Here is a 14,724-nt window from a genome sequence, read left to right on the forward strand (position 1 = left end):
ACAGAGCGTGGGCGGAGGGTTACTTCGCCAGGGTGGTGCCGGTGGAGCGCAGGTGCTCGCAGGCGTCGACGACCCGCTTGGCCATGCCCGCCTCGGCCGACTTGCCCCAGGCGCGGGGGTCGTACGCCTTCTTGTCGCCGACCTCGCCGTCGATCTTCAGCACCCCGTCGTACTTGGTGAACATGTGGGTGACGACCGGCCGGGTGAACGCGTACTGGGTGTCGGTGTCGATGTTCATCTTGACCACGCCGTAGTCCAGCGCGGACCGGATCTCCTCCAGCAGCGAGCCGGAGCCGCCGTGGAAGACCAGGCTCAGCGGCTTGTCCTTGCCGTACTTGGCGCCGACGGCGTCCTGGATCTCCTTGAGGATCTCCGGGCGCAGCTTGACGTTGCCGGGCTTGTAGACGCCGTGCACGTTGCCGAAGGTCAGCGCCGCGATGTAACGGCCCTTCTCGCCCAGGCCGAGCGCCTCGACCATGGCCAGGCCGTCCTCGACGGTGGTGTACAGCTTCTCGTCGATGGCCCCGACGACGCCGTCCTCCTCGCCGCCGACGACGCCGACCTCGATCTCCAGCACGACCTTGGCCGCGGCGGCCTCGGCGAGCAGCTCGGTGGCGATCTCCAGGTTCTCCTTCAGCGGTACGGCGGAGCCGTCCCACATGTGCGACTGGAACAGCGGCGCGCCGCCGGCGGCGACCCGCTCCTTGGAGGCGGCCAGCAGCGGGCGGACGAAGCCGTCGAGCTTGCCCTTCGGGCAGTGGTCGGTGTGCAGCGCGATGTTGACCGGGTACTTCTTCGCCACTTCCTGGGCGAAGGCGGCGAAGGCCAGCGAACCGGTGACCATGTCCTTGACGGTCGGGCCGGACAGGTACTCGGCGCCACCGGTGGAGACCTGGATGATGCCGTCGCTCTCGGCCTCGGCGAAGCCCTGCAGCGCGGCGTTGAGGGTCTGCGAGGACGTGACGTTGATGGCGGGGTACGCGAACGCGCCGGCCTTGGCGCGGTCAAGCATCTCGGCGTAGACCTCGGGAGAGGCGATGGGCATCTCGAACGCTCCTTTGTACCGGTTCGGCCCGTCGACGGGTCGATTGTCGTGCTCAGCTCACTGCGCTGGACCGCGCTGTCCTCCGCTGGCAGTATCCCGCAGCGACGGGGCGACGGCGACATCGCCCCTGTCCGTGCCGACGGTCAGCGGCGGTCGTACTTGTCCGGGACGACCAGGCTGATCGCCCAGCCGACGATGGCCATCACGATCGCGCCCCAGAACGCCGGCCAGAAGCCGTCGATGGTGAACGGCAGGTCCAGTTGCTGGGCGAGCCAGTCGGTCAGCAGGAACAGCAGGGCGTTGACGACCAGGGCGAACAGGCCCAGGGTCAGCAGGTAGAAGACGCAGCCGACGACCTTGATGATCGGCTTGAGCACGGCGTTCACGATGCCGAAGATCAACGCGACGATGACCAGGGTCAGCACGGTACGGGTCGCCGAGTCGCCGGAGACCTCGATCCCGGGGACGACGAGCGTGGTGATCCACAGGGCGACCGCGGTGATGGCGAGTCTGATCAGGAATCCCATCCCGTCATCCTGCCATCCGGGATCCACCACCTGACCCGATAACCGGACAACTTTCCGATTCTGGGTAGCAGTCTGCGGGCAGCCGGGTCAGCCCGTACCGTGGAAAGCGCGCAACCGCCGACCGAGGAGGCCGATATGACGTACCCGGACGAGGACCTCGCCCCGGCCGACCACCTCGACCCCGCCGAACGCGACATCGAGGCCCCCACCGACGACGCGGTCGAACAGTCGGTGGTGGCCAACCCGGTCGAGCAGTCCCCGGAGATCCACCGGGGGCTGGAGGTCGACGACTGGGACGCCGTCGAGCAGTCCCGCATCGTCGACCTCGACGACGACGGCTACCGCTGAGCCGATCACACCGGTCACCCCGGTCGCCCCGGTCGTCCCGGGCCGGCGTCCGCCACGACGGCTAAACCGCTGTCCCCGGGTGGCGCCCGGCTGACACGATCACCCGCGTGCTGCTGACCGTGACGACGACTCACCGACCCGCCACCGACCTCGGCTACCTGCTGGTCAAGCATCCGGACCGGATGCAGTCGTTCGACGTACCCACCGGCACCGCGCACGTGTTCTACCCGGAAGCCGACGAACAGCGCTGCACCGCCGCGCTGCTGCTCGACGTCGACCCGGGCCGGCTCACCGCCGCGCGGGGCCGCCACCGCGGCCGGCCCACCGCCGCGATGCCCGGCAGCTTCACCCTCAGCCAGTACGTCAACGACCGGCCGTACGCCGCGTCCAGCCTGCTCGCCGCCGCGCTCGCCAAGGTGTTCCGGTCGGCGCTGCGCGGGCAGAGCCGGGACCGACCCGAACTGGTCGACGTGGCGCTGCCGCTGACCGTCCGGGTACCGGTGCTGCGCTGCCGGGGCGGCGCGGCACTCGCCGACCGTCTCTTCGCCCCGCTCGGCTGGACGGTGACCGCCCGGCCGATCCCCCTCGACGAACGCTTCCCCGAATGGGGCGACAGCCGCTACGTCGACCTCACCCTGACCGGCACGCTGCGGGTCGCCGACGCGCTCAACCACCTGTACGTGCTGCTGCCGGTGCTCGACGACGCCAAGCACTACTGGATTGCCCCGGACGAGCTGGACAAACTGCTACGGGCCGGGGACGGCTGGTTGGCCGGCCACCCGGAGCGCCGCCTGATCACCCGGCGGTACCTGGCGCACCGACGGATCCTCGCCCAGCAGGCCGAGGACCAGCTCGCCGAGGCACAGGCCGCGCAGCTGCGGCTGTCCGACGCGGCGGTCGAACCCGACAGCATCGAGTCGGACAGCGTCGAACCCGACGGTGTCGGCCCGGACAGCGGCGACCCGGACGACGCGCCGTCGCGGCCGCGTCCACTGGCGGCGACCCGGCGGGCCGCCGTACTGGCCGTGCTGGCCGAGGTCGGCGCCAGCCGGGTGCTCGACCTCGGCTGCGGCGGCGGTGCGCTGCTCACCGAACTGCTCGCCCAGCCCCGGATCAGCGAGATCGTCGGCACCGACGTGTCTGCGCGGGCGCTGGAGCTGGCCGCCCGCCGGCTGCGGCTGGACCGGCTGCCGCCCCGCCAGCAGCAGCGGGTACGGCTGTGGCAGTCGGCGCTGACCTACCGTGACGACCGGCTGCGCGGCTTCGACGCGGCGGTGCTGATGGAAGTGGTCGAGCATCTGGACCCGCCCCGGCTGCCCGCACTGGCCGAGTCGGTCTTCGGGCACGCCCGCCCCGGCACCGTCGTGGTCACCACCCCGAACGTGGAGTACAACGTGCGCTTCGACGGCATGACCCCCGGTACGCTGCGCCACCCGGACCACCGGTTCGAGTGGACCCGTGCCGAGTTCGCCGCCTGGGCCGGGCAGGTCGCCACGACGTACGGCTATCAGGTGACCTACCGGCCGGTCGGCGAGGTGGACCCGCAGGTCGGGCCGCCGACCCAGCTGGCGGTCTTCACCCGCGACGGCGCCCGCGCCGGCGCCGACGGTGCCGTGGGCGTCGGGGGTGCCCGGTGACCGTCCTGGAGATCCCCGAACTCGCCCTGGTCGCGCTCGTCGGCGTCTCCGGCTCCGGCAAGTCGACGTTCGCCCGCCGGCACTTCGCCGCCACCCAGGTGCTCTCCTCGGACACCTTCCGGGCGTTGGTGGCCGACGACGAGAACGACCAGTCGGCGTCGGCGGACGCCTTCGACGCGCTGCACTACGTCGCCGGCAAACGGCTGCGGGCCGGCCGGTTCACCGTGGTCGACGCCACCAACCTGCAGGAACACGCCCGGGCCGGGCTGGTCGCCATCGCCCGCGAGCACGACGTGCTGCCGGTCGCGGTGGTGCTCGACGTGCCGGAGCAGCTCTGCTGGGAACGCACCCAGGGCCGCACCGACCGGACGTTCGGCCGGCACGTGGTCGCCAGGATGCACCGCGACCTGCGCCGGTCGGTCGGCAAGCTGGCCCGGGAAGGGTTCCGGCACGTGTTCGTGCTGCGCGGCACCGACGAGATCGACGCCACCGAGATCCGACTCACCCGGCTGTACAACGACCGCCGGGAACTCACCGGCCCGTTCGACATCATCGGTGACGTGCACGGCTGCCGGGCCGAGCTGGAAGCGCTGCTGACCGCGCTCGGCTGGACGCTGGAGCGCGACGACACCGGCCGACCGGTCGGTGCCCGGCACCCGCAGGGGCGTACCGCTGTCTTCGTCGGTGACCTGGTCGACCGCGGCCCGGACTCGCCCGGGGTGCTGCGCCTGGTGATGGGGATGGTCCGGGCCGGCACCGCGCTCTGCGTGCCCGGCAACCACGAGCAGAAGCTGCTGCGCAAACTGCGGGGCCGCAAGGTGACCGTGTCGCACGGGCTGGCCGAGACCCTGGAGCAGCTGGCCGCCGAGCCGGCCGATTTCACCGACGACGTCGCCAGGTTCATCGACGGCCTGGTCAGCCACTACCGGCTCGACGGGGGCGCGCTGGTGGTGGCGCACGCCGGGCTCAAGGCCGAATACCAGGGCCGGGCTTCGGGCCGGGTGCGCAGCTTCGCGCTGTACGGGGAGACCACCGGTGAGACCGACGAGTACGGCCTGCCGGTGCGTTACCCGTGGGCCCGCGACTATCGGGGTGCCGCCACCGTGGTCTACGGGCACACCCCGACGCCGCGCCCCGAGTGGGTCAACAACACCATCTGCGTCGACACCGGCTGCGTCTTCGGCGGCCGGCTCACCGCGCTGCGCTACCCGTCTCGGGAGCTCGTCTCGGTGCCGGCCGCCCGCGAGTACTACGCCCCGGCGAAACCGTTGACCGCCGACCCGGTCGACGGAAACGGTGCCACCGTGTCGGAGCGCCGCGACGACGTACTGCTGCTCAGCGACGTCACCGGCCGGCGGCACATCGACTACGGCTACGGCACCACGACGGTCGCGGCCGGCAACGCCGCCGCCCTGGAGGTGATGAGCCGGTACGCGGTGGATCCCCGCTGGCTGGTCTGGCTACCGCCGACGATGGCCCCCTGTTCGACGTCGACCCAGGAGGGTCACCTGGAGCATCCGGTGGAGGCGTTCGCCGACTACCGGGCCGCCGGCGTGGAGCGGGTGATCTGCCAGGAGAAGCACATGGGGTCGCGGGCGGTGGTGCTGGTCTGCCGCGACCCGGCCGGGGATCCCCGGTTCGGGCCGGGAGGCGGGGTGGTGCACACCCGGACCGGGCGGCCGTTCTTCGACTCGACCGCCCGTACGGAGGCGCTGCTGGCCCGGGTCCGGGCGGCGGCCGACGCCGCCGGGCTGTGGCAGCGGCTGGCCACCGACGCCGGGCCGGCCAGCTGGCTGCTGCTCGACTGCGAGCTGCTGCCCTGGTCGGCGAAGGCGCTCGGGCTGATCCGCGAGCAGTACGCGGGGGTCGCCGCCGCCGGCCGGGCCGCGTTGCCCGCCGCGCTCGACGCCCTCGACGCGGCCGCCGGTCGGGGGCTGCCGGTCGGGCAGCTGCGCGAGCGACTGGCCCGCCGGGCCGTCGACGTCGACCGGTACGCCGACGCCTACCGGGCGTACGTCGGTGACCCCGACACGGTGACGTTGGCACCGTTCGCGGTGCTGGCCAGCGACGGCCGTTCGTACGCCGACCGCGACCACGGCTGGCACCTGGACTGCGCCGACGCGCTGGTAGCCGCCGATCCGGCGGTGTTCACCGCGACCCGGCGGCGGGTGGTGGACCTGGCCGACGAGGCGGCGGTGGCCGGGGCGACCGACTGGTGGCAGGAGCTGACGGCAGCCGGCGGGGAGGGCATGGTGGTCAAGCCGTACGCCGGCCCGGCCGCCCGGGGTGGCACCGGCCGGCTGCTGCAGCCGGGGATCAAGTGCCGGGGCCGGGAGTATCTGCGGATCATCTACGGTCCGGAGTACACCGAACCGGAGCAGCTGACCGCCCTGCGCCGCCGGTCGTTGGGACGTAAACGGGCGATGGCCCTGCGTGAGCACGGCCTCGGCCTGGCCGCGTTGGACCTGCTGGCCGCCGACGCCGCGCTGTGGCGCCGACACGAGCTGGTGTTCGCCGTGCTCGCCTGCGAGTCCGAGCCGGTCGACCCCCGACTGTGAACTCTGGCCCGGTATGGTTGCGCGAATGTCAGTGCGTGAACGTGTCGGCCATGTGTTCCGGGGTGCGGCGATCGGGGTGGCAGAGGCCATCCCGGGCGTCAGTGGTGGGACGATCGCACTGGTCACCGGCGTGTACGAGCGGCTCATCGCCTCGGCCGGGCACCTGATCAACACGGTCCGGTACGCGGTCTCCGACGTACCCCGCAAGCAGGGCTGGGCGCGCAGCCGCGACCAGTTCCGCCAGGTGCACTGGGATGTGGTCATCCCGCTGGCGCTCGGCATGCTGCCGGGTCTGCTGCTCGCCGCCCGGCTGTTGGAGCCGATGCTGGAGGAGTACCCGGAGCAGACCCGAGGGTTGTTCTTCGGCCTGGTGCTGGCGTCGGTGCTGGTGCCGATCTCGATGATCGGCCGACCGTGGCGGGTACGGGACGCGGCCGCGGTGGGCATCGCGGCGGTGGCGGCGTTCGTGTTGACCGGGCTGCCGTCGGCGACGATCGACCCGAACCCGGTGGTGGTGCTGTTGGCGGCCGCCGTCGCGGTCTGTGCGCTGGTGCTGCCGGGGGTGTCCGGGTCGTTCCTGCTGCTGACCGTCGGGCTCTACGAGCCGACCATCGAGGCGGTCAACGACCGGAACCTCGGCTACCTGGCGGTCTTCGCCGCCGGCATGGTGATCGGCCTGACGCTGTTCGTGAAGCTGCTGCAGTACCTGTTGGAGCATCACCGTCGGGTCACCCTGGCGGTGATGACCGGTGTCATCGTCGGCAGCCTGCGGGCGCTGTGGCCGTGGCAGACCGAGGATCGGGGGCTGCTGGCCCCGGCCGGCAACGCGCCGTCGGTGGTGCTGCTCCTGCTGCTGGGGATCGCGGTGGTCACCGCGATGGTGATCGTCGAGCAGCGGCGGCTGCGCCGCGCCGCCGTGGACGTCACCCAGGAGGAGTCGCCGGAGCTGCCCAGCCACCACCGCTGAGCAGGGTTCCGGTTCAGACGCTGCCCTGCTCGGGGTGCGGCAGCTGGTCCAGGTAGTCGGCCGGCAGCGGGGTCAGCTCGTCGAGCCGGCCGACGGCCAGCGCCCGGTAGGTGAGCCGGGCCGCTTCCTCCAGGTTGACCGCACGCTTGTGGGCCAGCTCGACCGAGCTGGCCAGCACCGAGCAGCCGTGCCGGGACAGGATCAGGCAGTTGGTGCCGTCGGCGGCAGCGTCGGCGGCAGCGCGGGCCAACGGCCAGCCGCCGGGCGGCGCGAACGGCACGGTGACGACCCGACGCAGGTAGAAGGCATGGTCGGTGGTGACCAGCCGGATCGGTACGCCGAGGGTGTCCAGCAGCAGCATGGACTGTGGATGCAGGTGCACCACGGCGTGCACGTCCGGGCGGGCACGGTAGACCGCCAGGTGCAGGGCCAGCTCGCTGGTCGGCCGCGCCGGCGTACCGGCAGGCGTCATCGCGCCAGGTGCCACCGCGACAGGCGGCATCGCCTCGGGTGCCGGACCGTCGGGCAGCGTCGTGCCGTCCGCGACCCGGACCCGGACGAACGACGCCCGGTCGAGCCGGTCCAGCCAGGTGCCGGACGCGGTCACCCAGCAGTCGTCGCCACCGGGCAGCCGGGCGGACAGGTTGCCGCCGGAGCCCACGACGAGACCGGCGCGCACCACGTCGCGCCCGAGGTAGGCCAGCTGGTCCCGCAGGTCGCCAGCAACGTACGTCACCGGTGTCCCTTCGAGGCCTTGGGCACCTTGCCTGGCAGCTCCGCCTCCAGCGAGTCGGCCAGGCAAGGTGCCGTCAGGTCAGCGAGCCTTCTTGGTGGCGCGCTTACGCGGCGGGGTCAGCAGATCCGCGATCGTGGCGATCGCGGACGGCACCAGCCGGTAGTAAGCCCACACGCCGCGCTTCTCCCGTTCCAGCAAGCCGGCTTCGGTGAGGATACGCAGGTGGTGGCTCACGGTCGGCTGGGAGAGCCCGAGCGGAGCGGTGAGGTCGCAGACGCAGGCCTCGCCTTCCGGCGCCGACTGGATCAGGCTGAGCAGCCTGAGTCGGGCCGGGTCGGCGAGCGCCTTGAGGACTCCAGCGAGTCGCTCCGCGTCTGCGCGTTCGATCGGCTCGCCGGCAAGCGGCGAGATTTGAGGCATGGTCATTTCAGCCAACGCAGTTCCCACGAAACCCATCCTTCCACCAAACAGCATCGATCCGCCTGCATATCAGCAGATCCGAATCGGCAAACTTTTAGGCCAGAAGGCCGAGGTCAGCCAACGTATAGGCGGCCCGGTAGGGCAGTCTGGCTGCCCGAACCGCGTCGCCCGCCCCACGATCGACGATCACCGCCACGCCGACCACCTCTGCTCCTGCCTCTTGTAGCGCCTCGACTGCGGTCAGTACACTGCCCCCGGTCGTCGAGGTGTCCTCCACCGCGAGTACGCGGCGACCGACCACGTCCGGCCCTTCGATCCGTCGCTGGAGTCCATGCGTCTTCTCGGCCTTGCGCACCACGAAGGCGTCCAGCTTGCGCTGCCGCGTCGCCGCAGCGTGCAACATGGACAGTGCCACCGGGTCCGCTCCCAACGTCAGGCCACCGACCGCGTCGTACTCCCAGTCCGCGGTGAGGTCGAGCAACACCCGCCCCACCAACGGTGCGGCGGCGTGGTGCAACGTCACCCGCCGCAGGTCGACGTACCAATCAGCCTCGCGACCTGACGACAACACCACCTTGCCGTGCACCACGGCCAGGTCAGTGATGAATTTGCGCAGGTCGTCATGGTCCCCCATGGTGCAAAGCGTACTGCGCGTCACTGGGTCTCCCGCCGCCGGCCCGGCAACTCGCCGATAACGCCATCCACGTCGCTAGCTGCCCATACACCACAAAACCCCTGGTCGCGGCGGCGGGAAGCGTTTCGACGGACACGCTGGTACGCTCTCCGGCTCACTCGCGATCCTTCGGTCGACCGCCGGCGAGCCGCAGCAGCCCATGCGGAGCGTGACGCACCACAGTGGCGAGCGCCTTGTACCGCCAGTCGGGGACGCTCACCGCACGCCCCCTGGCCAGGTCCCGCAACCCGTCGGCGACCACGTCGTCGGCCCGCAGCCAGAGCCAGCCAGGCGATCCAGTGACACGAATACCGGCCCGCTCGTGGAACTCCGTACGGACGTAGCCGGGGCACAGCGCCATCACCCGGACCCCGAGGTGGCGGACCGAATTGTCGATCGACTCACTGAAGTTCGTGACCCACGCCTTGCTCGCTGGATAGGTCGAACCCACTGCAACCGGACCAAATCCGGCGACCGATGAGACGTTAATCACTCTTCCCGCTCGGCGTTGCACCATCACCGGCAGCACCGCATGGGTCAGCCGCAGCACGGCTTCCACGTTCAACCGCAGCAGCCGCAGCTCGTCGGCCTCGTCGGTGCGGCGAAACGACTGGTTCAAGCCGATCCCGGCGTTGTTGACCAGCAGATCCACCGGGGTCTCCGTGTCCCGCAGCCGGGACGCGACGACGCCGACCCCGCCTTCGGTGGCGAGGTCGGCGTCGAGCACCTCGACCGTCGCGCCGTGCCGGTCGGTCAACTCGTCCGCCATCGTGGTCAGCCGCTGACGGTCCCGGGCGACCAGCACCAGCCGCGTACCGCGCGCGGCGAGCTGACGGGCGAAGGCCGCGCCGAGGCCGGCGGTGGCACCGGTGACCAGTGCGGTCTCGATCCTGGACGACGATGCCACCACGACGTACCTCCTGTGCTGTGCCGGACCGTCCGGTCAGCTGCCCGAAGGGGGCTGGCTGCCCGGCGGGTTACCGGAGGGATTGTCCGGTGTGTCACCGGCTGCCGGCGGGTTGCCCCCCGTGGGCGGCGGACCGGCCGCCGGTGGCGGTCCGGGCGGGGTGCCCGGGGCCGGCGGGTAGCTCGGGTAGGCGCCACCCGGCATCGGCGGTACGCCGCCGTACCCGCCACCGGGCACCGGCGGCTCCCAGGCGACGGCCGGCTTGCGGAAGAACTCGTTCGACGGCGGCAGCGCCAGCAGGATCAGCGCGGCCAGCAACGCCAGCACGGTCACCACGCCGACCAGCAGGTTGACCGGGTCGTACCAGCCGGGCAACGCGGCCTCCAGGTCTCGTTGCACCTGCGCCGGGTCCGGCATGTTCGGGTCGGTGCCGCTCGTGTCGGGGGTGAGCGCACTGCCGGCGGCGCCGAGCGCCAGCCCACCGCCGGAGCAGCAGAGGAAGATGCCGCCGAGCACCCAGGTGACGATCCGGGACGGGTTCTTGCCCCGGTTGTTGAGCAGGGCCAGCACCACCAGACCGGCGGCGACCAGCAGCCCGAAGATCGCCCCGGCGATCGTCGTGACCGTCGTGATCGTGCCGATGGCCTCCATGCCGTCGAAGTCGGCGTAGGCGTCCTCGTAGACCTGTTGCATCGTGCCCGTCACGGACAGCGCGACGATCAGGCCGACCACCTGCAGGGCGGCGGTCAGGAACAGCAGGTAACTCGAAATGGTGACGGTGCTCGGCCGCGCCTTGACCGGTGGCGCGGCCGGATTCGGATCCGACACAGCTCTCCTTCCCCGAAGCTTCGGAAGATCACCGTATCGGTACCCCGCCAGTGGCACGGGGCAAACGACACCCGCGTCTGCCTCGAGTTACACCGCTGGCACCCGCCGCGCCACCCGGCACGGACCATCGACGCCGGTCAGCCTGCCTGCACCGCCAGCCCTTCCTTGTCGTCGGCGAGCTGCACCCGGACGGTGTCCCCGTCGCGGATCTCGCCGGCCAGCAACGCCCTGGCCAACTGGTCGCCGATCGCCGACTGGACCAGCCGACGCAGCGGCCGGGCCCCGTAGATCGGGTCGTAGCCGTGCTCGGCCAGCCAACCACGGGCGGCGTCGTCGACGTCCAGGCTCAGCCGGCGGTCGGCCAGCCGCCGCCGCATCCGGTCCAGCTGGATGTCCACGATCGAGCGCAGCTCGGCGCCGCTGAGCATCGCGAAGACCACGATGTCGTCGAGCCGGTTGAGGAACTCCGGCTTGAAGTGCGCCCGGACCACGGCCAGCACCGCGTCGCGCCGCTGCTCCTCGGTCAGCGTCGGGTCGTTGATCAGCGTCGAGCCGAGGTTGGAGGTGAGGATCAGGATCGCGTTACGGAAGTCCACCGTACGGCCCTGCCCGTCGGTGAGCCGGCCGTCGTCGAGCACCTGCAGCAGCACGTCGAAGACGTCCGGATGGGCCTTCTCCACCTCGTCGAGCAGGATCACCGAGTACGGCCGACGGCGCACCGCCTCGGTCAGCTGACCGCCCTCCTCGTACCCGACGTAACCGGGTGGGGCACCGACCAGCCGGGCCACCGAGTGCTTCTCGGCGTACTCGCTCATGTCGATGCGGACCATGGCCCGCTCGTCGTCGAAGAGGAACTCCGCCAACGCCTTGCCCAGCTCGGTCTTGCCGACACCGGTCGGGCCGAGGAAGAGGAAGCTGCCGGTCGGCCGGTCCGGGTCGGCGACCCCGGCCCGGGCCCGGCGGACCGCGTCGGAGACGGCGGCGACGGCGGCGGGCTGACCGACCACCCTCGCACCGAGGGACTCCTCCATCCGCAGCAGCTTCGCGGTCTCGCCCTCCATCAGCCGGCCGGCCGGGATGCCGGTCCAGGCGGCGACGACGGCCGCGATGTCGTCCGCGCCGATCTCCTCCTTCAGCATCGCCCCGTCGGCCTGCAACGCGGCCAGCTCGGTCTCGGCACGGGCCAGCTCGCCCTGCAGCGCCGGGATCCGCCCGTACCGCAGCTCGGCGGCGCGCTCCAACTCGCCGTCGCGTTCGGCCCGCTCCGCCTCGCCGCCGAGGCGTTCCAGCTCCTCACGGGCGGTGGAGATTTGGGTGATGTGCCCCTTCTCCAGCTGCCAGCGGTCGCTGAGCGCGGTCAACTGCTCGCGCTTGTCGGCCAGCTCGCGGCGCAGCCGCTCCAGGCGCTGCGCCGAGCCGGGGTCCGGCTCCTTCGCCAGCGCCATCTCCTCGATTTCGAGGCGGCGGACGGCGCGCTCGATCTCGTCGACCTCGACCGGCCGCGAGTCGATCTCCATCCGCAGCCGGGAGGCGGACTCGTCGACCAGGTCGATCGCCTTGTCCGGCAGGAACCGGTCGGTGATGTAGCGGTCGGACAGGCCGGCGGCGGCGACCAGCGCGGCGTCGGTGATCCGTACGCCGTGGTGCACCTCGTAGCGTTCCTTGAGCCCGCGCAGGATGCCGATGGTGTCCTCGACGGTCGGCTCGCCGACCAGCACCGGCTGGAAGCGGCGCTCCAACGCCGGGTCCTTCTCGATGTGTTCGCGGTACTCGTCGAGGGTGGTCGCGCCGACCATCCGCAGCTCACCACGGGCAAGCATCGGCTTGAGCATGTTGCCGGCGTCCATCGAGCCCTCGCCCTTGCCGGCACCGACCACGGTGTGCAGTTCGTCGAGGAAGGTGATCACCTGGCCGTCGGAGCCCTTGATCTCCTCCAGCACCGACTTGAGCCGCTCCTCGAACTGGCCCCGGTACTGCGCGCCGGCGACCATCGCGCCGAGGTCGAGGGAGACCAGGCGCTTGTCGCGCAGCGATTCCGGTACGTCGCCGGCGACGATCCGCTGGGCGAGTCCTTCGACGATCGCGGTCTTGCCGACGCCAGGTTCGCCGATCAGCACCGGGTTGTTCTTGGTACGCCGGGACAGCACCTGGATCACCCGGCGGATCTCGGCGTCCCGGCCGATCACCGGGTCGATCTTGCCGTCGCGGGCGCTGGCGGTCAGGTCGACGCCGTACTTCTCCAGGGCCTGGTAGGTCTGCTCCGGGTCGGCGGTGGTGACCCTGCGGTCGCCGCCGCGAACCGACGGGAACGCGGCGATCAGGTTCTCCTCGGTGGCACCGGCGCTCTTGAGCAGCCCGGCGACCGCGCCACCCACCCGGGCCAGGCCGGCCAGCAGGTGCTCGGTGGAGGTGTACTCGTCGCCGAGCGGACGGGCGATCTGCTCGGCGGCGCCGATCGCGTTGGCGAACTCGCGGGACAGGCTCGGCTCGGCGACGCTGGAGCCGCGGGCGGCGGGCAGGTTCTCCACGGTCCGTACGGCGGTGCGGCGGATCTCGGCCGGGTTGGCGCCGACGGCCCGCAGCAGGCCGGCGGCGGTCGACCCACCGGTGTCCAGCAGGGAGAGCAGCAGATGCCACGGTTCGACCGTGGCGTGGCCCCGCTGGTTGGCGACGGCGACCGCGGCGGTGATGACTTCGCGACTCTTGGTGGTCAGACGTTCGGCGTTCATGAGCTCCCCTGTGCGGCAGGTTGGTCCACTGGTAAGGACACCACCAGACTTGAGTCTATTCCACTCAACTCCGATCGACGAGTCCTCCGCGTGAGCCCGACCCGCACCGGGTCACCGACCGGTCGGGTCCCAGAAGATCTCCACCCAGCCGGCACCCACTGGTTGACGCACGTTGAGCAGCACCGCGCCGTCCCGACGCGCCTGCACCGTCGCGTCCCGCAGCCGGGTGAGGTACGCGCCCTGCACCGGCCAGTAGAGCACCTCGAACTGGCCGTCGGAGCCGACCGCCCAGGCACCGGTACGGGTGGTGACCAGCAACCGGCCGCCGTCGGGCAGCACCGACACCACCCCGGTCGGTGGGTCGTCGACCGGCAGATGCTCCAGCTGCGTCCCGTTGATCCGCCAGACCAGCGGGAACTCACCCGGCGCCCGTTCGGCGATCAGCCAGCGGCCGCCCAAGGGCGCGGTATGCACCACCAGCAGACGGATCCGGTCCGGCTCCGCGATGGTGATCGCGTCGGTCTGCCACTGCCAGGTCGGCTCGGCCACCCCACGATCGTCCGGCTGCGCCACCAGAGCGCCGAACGCCACGTGCAGCCGACCCTCACGCAGCCCGGCGACGGTCAGCTTGTCGCCGAGGTGGCCGACGGTCTGCACCACCGGAATCGGCGGCTGCTGTGGCAACGGGACCATGCCCTGCTCGGTCACCTCGACGACCCGCGCCACCGGATCGGTCTGGCAGCACACCTGGTACGGCCCGTCCACACTGGCGTACTCCGGCGGCATCGACCCGTCCGATCTGGTCGACCGGGTGAAGGTCGTACCCGCGTCGAGGGACCGGTACCAGGCGGCGTCGGTGGACAGCACCAGGCTGCCGTAGCCGACCAGCATCGACGGCGACCCCTCGTCCGGTGCCGGATGCTCCTGTTGCCACCAGGACCCACCGGCGTCGAAGGTGACGAAGAGCAGCGGCGGGCACGGGACCGGGTCGCCAGCGTCCGCCGACCGGGTGCAGCCGGGGAAGAGCGCGTACCCCAGCCGGGCGTGGTCGAACTCGATGAGCGGCGGGTCGTAGTACGCCGGCACCGGCACCCGCATCGGGCGGACCTCGACGGCGCCGGGCCCGTCGGCCGGCACCGTCGGGTCGGCCGAGGGGACCGCGCGCTCCGGCGGGGTACGCCGGATGTCGCCGATCGAACAACCCGCCAGGATCAGTACGGCCACCACCAGTACGGCCGGCAGCAGGAGAGCCCGCCGGTCGGTCGTCGTCGCGGGCCTGCGTACCCGGTCTCGCATCCGCCGCCTCCCGTCGCCCACGCGCCTGTTCCCTCAGTCTGACCGGACGCGGC

The 14,724-nt window shown here is 71.5% G+C and carries 13 protein-coding genes; 4 read left to right on the forward strand and 9 right to left on the reverse strand.

Annotation, left to right across the window (positions count from 1 at the left end; translation table 11 throughout):
• Positions 1 to 19: 19 nt before the first annotated feature.
• Together fbaA and O7608_RS04030 are read right to left on the reverse strand one after the other, a co-directional pair.
• Positions 20 to 1,045, reverse strand: a complete 1,026-nt coding sequence (gene fbaA / locus O7608_RS04025; RefSeq protein WP_289208701.1) for a class II fructose-bisphosphate aldolase — start codon at positions 1,043 to 1,045, stop codon at positions 20 to 22.
• Between the two features lie 143 nt (positions 1,046 to 1,188).
• Positions 1,189 to 1,572, reverse strand: coding sequence for a phage holin family protein (locus tag O7608_RS04030; RefSeq protein WP_289208702.1), 384 nt, complete (start codon positions 1,570 to 1,572; stop codon positions 1,189 to 1,191).
• Positions 1,573 to 1,707: 135 nt separating this feature from the next.
• Between O7608_RS04030 and O7608_RS04035 the strand changes: the two genes are divergently transcribed.
• From O7608_RS04035 to O7608_RS04050, 4 genes are all read left to right on the forward strand, one after another.
• Complete coding sequence (locus O7608_RS04035; protein WP_282224715.1) at positions 1,708 to 1,920, forward strand: hypothetical protein; 213 nt, start codon at positions 1,708 to 1,710, stop codon at positions 1,918 to 1,920.
• A 107-nt stretch (positions 1,921 to 2,027) separates the two neighbouring features.
• Positions 2,028 to 3,557 (forward strand): 3' terminal RNA ribose 2'-O-methyltransferase Hen1, encoded by a 1,530-nt coding sequence (locus O7608_RS04040; protein WP_289208703.1) that lies wholly within the window; start codon positions 2,028 to 2,030, stop codon positions 3,555 to 3,557.
• Complete coding sequence (locus O7608_RS04045; protein ID WP_289208704.1) at positions 3,554 to 6,115, forward strand: polynucleotide kinase-phosphatase; 2,562 nt, start codon at positions 3,554 to 3,556, stop codon at positions 6,113 to 6,115. The genes O7608_RS04040 and O7608_RS04045 overlap by 4 nt, the downstream gene beginning before the upstream one ends.
• Before the next feature lie 25 nt (positions 6,116 to 6,140).
• Complete coding sequence (locus tag O7608_RS04050; RefSeq protein ID WP_289208705.1) at positions 6,141 to 7,082, forward strand: DUF368 domain-containing protein; 942 nt, start codon at positions 6,141 to 6,143, stop codon at positions 7,080 to 7,082.
• Positions 7,083 to 7,095: 13 nt separating this feature from the next.
• On the opposite strand, the gene O7608_RS04055 is transcribed toward O7608_RS04050, so the two are convergent.
• From O7608_RS04055 to O7608_RS04085, 7 genes are all read right to left on the reverse strand, one after another.
• Positions 7,096 to 7,818 carry a class II aldolase/adducin family protein gene (locus tag O7608_RS04055; RefSeq protein WP_289208706.1) on the reverse strand — a complete coding sequence of 241 codons (723 nt, stop codon included), beginning with the start codon at positions 7,816 to 7,818 and terminating at the stop codon, positions 7,096 to 7,098.
• A 78-nt stretch (positions 7,819 to 7,896) separates the two neighbouring features.
• A complete protein-coding gene (locus O7608_RS04060) occupies positions 7,897 to 8,274 on the reverse strand; it encodes an ArsR/SmtB family transcription factor (RefSeq protein WP_278110946.1) in 378 nt (125 codons plus the stop codon).
• 58 nt (positions 8,275 to 8,332) lie between these two features.
• The gene (pyrE, locus tag O7608_RS04065) at positions 8,333 to 8,872 is read right to left on the reverse strand and encodes an orotate phosphoribosyltransferase (protein ID WP_289210771.1); all 540 of its coding nucleotides are present in this window, start codon (positions 8,870 to 8,872) and stop codon (positions 8,333 to 8,335) included.
• Between the two features lie 154 nt (positions 8,873 to 9,026).
• Positions 9,027 to 9,821 carry an SDR family NAD(P)-dependent oxidoreductase gene (locus O7608_RS04070; protein WP_289208707.1) on the reverse strand — a complete coding sequence of 265 codons (795 nt, stop codon included), beginning with the start codon at positions 9,819 to 9,821 and terminating at the stop codon, positions 9,027 to 9,029.
• Positions 9,822 to 9,854: 33 nt separating this feature from the next.
• Entirely contained in the window at positions 9,855 to 10,646 is a 792-nt protein-coding gene (locus O7608_RS04075) for a hypothetical protein (protein ID WP_289208708.1), read from the reverse strand.
• Positions 10,647 to 10,783: 137 nt separating this feature from the next.
• Entirely contained in the window at positions 10,784 to 13,375 is a 2,592-nt protein-coding gene (clpB, locus tag O7608_RS04080; protein ID WP_289208709.1) for an ATP-dependent chaperone ClpB, read from the reverse strand.
• 111 nt (positions 13,376 to 13,486) lie between these two features.
• On the reverse strand, positions 13,487 to 14,671 hold the full coding sequence (locus O7608_RS04085) for a hypothetical protein (RefSeq protein WP_289208710.1): 1,185 nt from the start codon (positions 14,669 to 14,671) through the stop codon (positions 13,487 to 13,489).
• Positions 14,672 to 14,724: the final 53 nt, after the last annotated feature.

Origin of the sequence: Solwaraspora sp. WMMA2056, from assembly GCF_030345095.1 — a bacterium.
Lineage (GTDB): Bacteria > Actinomycetota > Actinomycetes > Mycobacteriales > Micromonosporaceae > Micromonospora_E.